6 protein-coding genes are annotated in these 5040 nt (G+C 41.9%); 3 read left to right on the forward strand and 3 right to left on the reverse strand.

Features of this window, described 5'->3' with window-relative positions; all coding sequences use genetic code 11:
- Window position 1: 1 nt before the first annotated feature.
- Both AP75_RS13375 and AP75_RS13380 read left to right on the forward strand, forming a co-directional pair.
- Window positions 2-784, forward strand: a complete 783-nt coding sequence (locus AP75_RS13375) for a tyrosine-type recombinase/integrase (protein ID WP_088264963.1) — start codon at window positions 2-4, stop codon at window positions 782-784.
- Window positions 768-1874, forward strand: coding sequence for an IS91 family transposase (locus AP75_RS13380; protein ID WP_088264964.1), 1107 nt, complete (start codon window positions 768-770; stop codon window positions 1872-1874). Before AP75_RS13375 ends, AP75_RS13380 begins: the two co-directional genes overlap by 17 nt.
- Before the next feature lie 315 nt (window positions 1875-2189).
- Here AP75_RS13380 and AP75_RS13385 read toward each other — a convergent pair whose 3' ends face one another.
- Window positions 2190-2963, reverse strand: a complete 774-nt coding sequence (locus tag AP75_RS13385) for an SDR family NAD(P)-dependent oxidoreductase (RefSeq protein ID WP_031504589.1) — start codon at window positions 2961-2963, stop codon at window positions 2190-2192.
- 13 nt (window positions 2964-2976) lie between these two features.
- Window positions 2977-3924: an NADP-dependent oxidoreductase gene (locus AP75_RS13390; RefSeq protein WP_031504591.1), complete on the reverse strand. Its 948-nt coding sequence runs from the start codon at window positions 3922-3924 to the stop codon at window positions 2977-2979.
- Between the two features lie 130 nt (window positions 3925-4054).
- Here AP75_RS13390 and AP75_RS13395 point away from each other — a divergent pair, with 130 nt between their 5' ends.
- Window positions 4055-4390, forward strand: coding sequence for a winged helix-turn-helix transcriptional regulator (locus tag AP75_RS13395; RefSeq protein ID WP_031504594.1), 336 nt, complete (start codon window positions 4055-4057; stop codon window positions 4388-4390).
- 74 nt (window positions 4391-4464) lie between these two features.
- On the opposite strand, the gene AP75_RS13400 is transcribed toward AP75_RS13395, so the two are convergent.
- Window positions 4465-5040: transposase (locus AP75_RS13400; protein ID WP_143755910.1), on the reverse strand; the 576-nt coding region annotated here is incomplete at its 5' end.

Below are 5040 nucleotides of genomic sequence, written 5' to 3' on the forward strand. Positions count from 1 at the left end.
CATCAAAGATTACCTTTTTGAACTTCAAAAGCGATCAAAAACCCCTTCTCAGTCGTACTTTAAACATACCGTTTACGGACTGCGGTTTTTGCTGAAAACCGAAGGCTTGCCTTACAACTACCTCCATCTTCCCGCGATTCCAAAAGTGAAAAAACTTCCCACTATTTTAAGCCGTGAAGAAATCTGGCGAATGCTTCAAAGTGCTGAACTCCTGAAACACAGACTGCTCATCGGCCTGATCTACGGTTGCGGACTGCGCTGTATGGAAGTAAGGAATATCAAGCTTCAGCATTTGGATTTCGACCGGAAGATGCTGCATATCGTGCAGGGTAAAGGCGGCAAAGACCGCTATGTCCCCCTGTCGGAACATTTAATCAGAGGCTTGAAAACCTTCATCAGTATTGAAAATCCGGATCAATATTTATTCAATGGGAACCATAACAGGAATATTGAGGAGATTGATTTAAAAACACATCAAAACGCTTTACAGAAACCTGACTTTGACTCCCGCTACAGCCAGCGCGGCGTTCAGTGGGTGATCAAGACCATCTCAAAAAAAGCCGGCATCACCAAAGAGGTTCACACCCATACTTTGCGCCACAGCTACGCCACGCATCTGCTGGAAGACGGCGTTCCGATCATCATGGTTCAGAAACTTCTGGGTCATGAAAGAATTGAATCGACGATGGAATATCTTCATGTCTGCCAACTGTCGGATCAAACTCCGCACAGTCCTCTGGATACCGTTTTCGCTTTATGCCGCAAAAATGGAATCCCGAAGTAAGGGCGGAAGCGTAGCCGAAGTTCTTCGCAAAATCAATTTATCGGCTCAAAATTTTACGGTTCATCAGGAAAAAACACTTCGGGCTTTATCGTACTGCCGGACTTCAGCTTTGGGCGGCCATATCGATGCGTGCGACGAATGCGGAAATATGAGCATCAGTTACAACTCCTGCAGAAACCGTCACTGTCCCCAGTGTCAGGGACACAAAAAGGAAGAATGGATCCGGAAACGTGAAGCGGACTTGCTGCCGTGCAGCTATTATCATCTCGTTTTTACGCTTCCCGAAGAGCTGAACGGTTTGGCAATTGCCAATCCCACACTCATTTACAAAACATTGTTTGAAGCAGCTTGGGCAACATTAAACCAGTTTGGCAAAACGGAAGGAATGCAGCTCGGAATGATTGCGATACTTCACACGTGGGGACAGAACCTGAGCTTGCATCCGCACCTGCACTGCATTGTTCCTGGCGGCGGAATTGATCATCACGGAAAGTGGAAAAAGAAAGTACGAACCGATAAATATCTCTTCTCTGTAAAAGCGATGAGCAAAGTATTCCGGGCAAAGTTTGTGGCTTTATTGAGAACTTCGGGAGTAAAAGATTCCAATTTAATGGATAAACTCTTTACCAAGAACTGGGTCGTCTATGCCAAAAGACCTTTTGGCGGCCCGAAACAGGTGATTGAATATTTAGGCAGATACACCCACAAAGTCGCCATCAGCAATCACCGCATCAAAGAAGTTACCGATAAAGAAGTTCGTTTTGGCTACAAAGATTACCGGAAAGGTGGCGAAAAAAAGGAGATGACCCTGAGCAACGAAGAGTTTGCGCGAAGGTTCTCCCTGCATATTCTGCCAAAAAGGTTTGTGCGGATCAGGCATTATGGAATCCTGAGTAGCAGCTGGAAACGCGGGAAACTGCAGAATTTACAGGCAGAGTTGAAAGTCGAAAGAATCGTTTTCCTTCCCCAGACTTTGCTTAAAAAATGCCGCTGTTGCAAGGAAGGAAACCTGGTGACCATTGCTATTTTCGGGCAGCGGGGGCCGCCGCAGGACTTTCTTTTCGTTACCCAAACGCTGTCTGCAAAATAAACTTTGCGGGTAAGGGAACCTATGTTCTGAAGCGAGGAAAAACCGCTGAAATCCACCAATAAAGGCTACCCAACGCCACAAAAAAAGCAGTCCTTACGAAAAAACTGCTTTGTACCTCTAAATTCTAAAATCGACATCCCCATAAGAGGACCATCATACTGCTGAAAAGCCACCGGAGCTTCCGTTCAACGGGCTTTCATTTCTTGTCTTGCAGACAAAACGAAAGCTTAGTTATTAGCTGTTAGCCCTTATTTTTCAGCTCGATAACAAAGCGTTCTCTGTTTTAGAAAACGCTTTATTCAGTCTATCTTTAGGTTAGTTTGTTGTCAATCCTCCGTCAACAGCAATTATAGTTCCTGTTATCCATTCGGCTTGGTCGGACGCTAAAAATACAGCCGCTTTTCCGATGTCTTCCGCACTTCCTATTTTTCCCAACGGATAGATGTTTTTGACCATTTCGTGAAATGCTGTTTGCTTGTCTTCGGGCAGGCTTTGTAAATTTCGGTTGAATTGAGGTGTTAAAATACTTCCTGGTGCAATGCCATTCACACGAACTCCTAAATGTCCGATTTCAAAAGCCAACGATTTGGTGAAAGAATTTAATGCTCCTTTTGTTGTTGAATAGGCTGTTGTTGTTCGTCCTATCAACATTCGGTGTGCAAAATAGGAAGAGATATTGATGACATTTCCCTTATTTTCTATGAGTGACGACAACAATTGTTGTGTCAATAAGTATGGTGCTTTTACATTCATGTTCAGATGTAAATCCAATAATGAACTATCTGTTTCAGAGAATGGTACAAACTTTCCTATTCCTGCATTATTGACCAAAATGTTTATTTTCGGGTAAATGGTTAGCATCTGTTTGGCTAAATCCGCTATTTCATCTGTATCAGATAAATCTGCCGAAAGAATATGTATTTCAGTTTCGTACTTCGATAATTCATTTTTTGCGTTTTCGAGTTTATCTGTTTCTCTTCCTATTAAAATCAGATTAGCTCCGTTTTCGGCAAAAGAACGGGCAATTCCGAATCCGATTCCGTCACTTCCTCCCGTAATGACTGCGTTTTTATTTTCTAATAATTTCATTTTTCCCACTTTCTTAAATATTTACGACTACTTTACCCACAACCCGATTTGTTTCTACTTCCAAATGTGCTTTTGCTATTTCTTCAAATGGAAAAGTTTTGTGGATATGTGGCTTTAAGGCTCCTTTATCCAATAGTTGGGCAATGGCTTTAATGGTTTCGTTTTTGGAAGCAACCATTAGAAACTCAATGTTTACCTGTTTTTTATCTGCTTTTTCTTTTACTTCTTGTGGAATTTCGGGTGTGGGAAGTGTTACGATAATTCCGTTTGAACGAACTGCATCAACCGAGTTGAGCAAGGTTTCTCCTTGAATGGTGTCCAAAACGATGTCGGCATCCTGAACTTTTTCGGCAAAATTTTCACTCGTATAATCAACGTGTTCGTCCGCACCCAAAGACAAAACGAAAGCCTTGTTTTTGGCAGAAGATGTACCGATAACGTAAGCTCCGAAATGTTTGGCAATCTGCACAGCCGAATGTCCGACACCTCCCGAAGCTCCGTGAATCAACACTTTGTCGTCTTTTTTGATTTTGGCAACGTCCACCAAAGCCTGATAGGCGGTAGAAGCTACCATTGAACTTGTTGCGGCTTGTTGATGCGTTACATTTTCGGGTTTCAGGGCTAAATGACTGGCTGGTGATGCTACATATTCTGCGTAGGCTTTTCCGTTTCCGAAAAAATTGACCATTCCGAATACGTGGTCTCCGATTTTAAAGTCGGTTACGTCTTTGCCTGTTTCCACGACTTCTCCCGAAATGTCCCAACCCAAAATCACAGGTCGTTCTTCTCCGAAAATCCAACCCAACACTCCGTCATAAGCCCTTGCTTTGACATCAACAGGATTGATGCTGACAGACACAACTTTTACCAACACTTCATCGCTTTGTACGGTTGGTTTTTCTATTTCTGCAAATTGAAAGTTTTCTACACTTCCTGCTTCTTTTAAAATAACTGCTTTCATTTTTCTGTTTTTAAAAATTACGAAGCGAAGGTAATTTATAAGTATATTTGTGGCAAGTATGCACTTTTTTGTATTCTACGAACCAAAAGCATACTATTATTGATTATCAGTTAATTGTAAAATGTTAAAAATGAAAAAATATCTCATTGACGAGCCGTCTTGTCCTGTTGATTATGCTTTCAGAAGAATAGGCGGAAAATATAAGGGCAGGATTTTATGGTATCTGCATTTGAAAACGATTATGCGTTATGGCGAGTTGCGAAAAACGCTGTACGATATTACGCCAAAGATGCTTACCCAAACTTTGCGTGAGTTGGAAGATGACGGATTGGTTAATCGAAAGGTCTATCACGAAGTTCCTCCAAAAGTCGAATATTCTCTAACTGAAGTTGGTTCTGAACTGATTCCTTTTATTAGCCACTTGAAAGATTGGGGCGATAAACAAATTGCGAAAATAAAAAGTTAGTTTTTTTCTTGTGTCTATTTTTGGCTGTGCGTTCTGGAAGGGTTCTGACTAACGTTAAATTTTAATATTGATAATCAGTATTTTGTGATTTCAATATCTCTGTCAGTCAATCCAAATTTAGTGATTTGTTTTTGAATTCTTTTGGCTGCAGCAATTTTTCTTTTCTCGTCAAGGAACAGATATAGTGAAGGTGGTTGGTAGCTTTGCCCTTTCACAAGCATGTTCCAGATGATGACGGCAAGTTTGCGGGCCAGTGCAGAGACAGCAGTTGCTCTTCCTTTCTTGTAGTTCAACCTTTTGAAAAAGTCTGCGAGCCAGCCTTCTTTGAGATTACCGATGGCATTGGCAGTGTTTCGAAAGGCAATCTTGAGCCTTGAACTTCCTTTCGGGATGTGGTTGGACAGCACCTTGCCTCCGCTTATCTTGTTGTTTGGGGCGAGCCGTAGCCAGGCCGTGAACTGTTTAGCAGTGGGGAATTTCCTAATACCGTCTAATCCGATTTCAGCAATAAGGGTCATAATCAATCCCTCACTTACCCCTTCAATAGCCATCAGATCTACACCTTCGAAGTATTGGTAAGCAATTAAATTCATATCCGTTTGGCTTACCGCATTTTTGTTTTTTCGCTTGTGCTTTTTTTTTTCAATGGT

It is taken from the genome of Kaistella haifensis DSM 19056, assembly GCF_000735695.2.
In the GTDB taxonomy this organism is placed as follows: domain Bacteria; phylum Bacteroidota; class Bacteroidia; order Flavobacteriales; family Weeksellaceae; genus Kaistella; species Kaistella haifensis.

Coding starts and splice junctions, on each gene's coding strand:
- AP75_RS13380 (WP_088264964.1), top strand. CDS start 768: ATGGAATCCCGAAGTAAGGGCGGAAGCGTAGCCGAAGTTCTTCGCAAA.
- AP75_RS13385 (WP_031504589.1), bottom strand. CDS start 2,963: ATGAAATTATTAGAAAATAAAAACGCAGTCATTACGGGAGGAAGTGAC.
- AP75_RS13390 (WP_031504591.1), bottom strand. CDS start 3,924: ATGAAAGCAGTTATTTTAAAAGAAGCAGGAAGTGTAGAAAACTTTCAA.
- AP75_RS13395 (WP_031504594.1), top strand. CDS start 4,055: ATGAAAAAATATCTCATTGACGAGCCGTCTTGTCCTGTTGATTATGCT.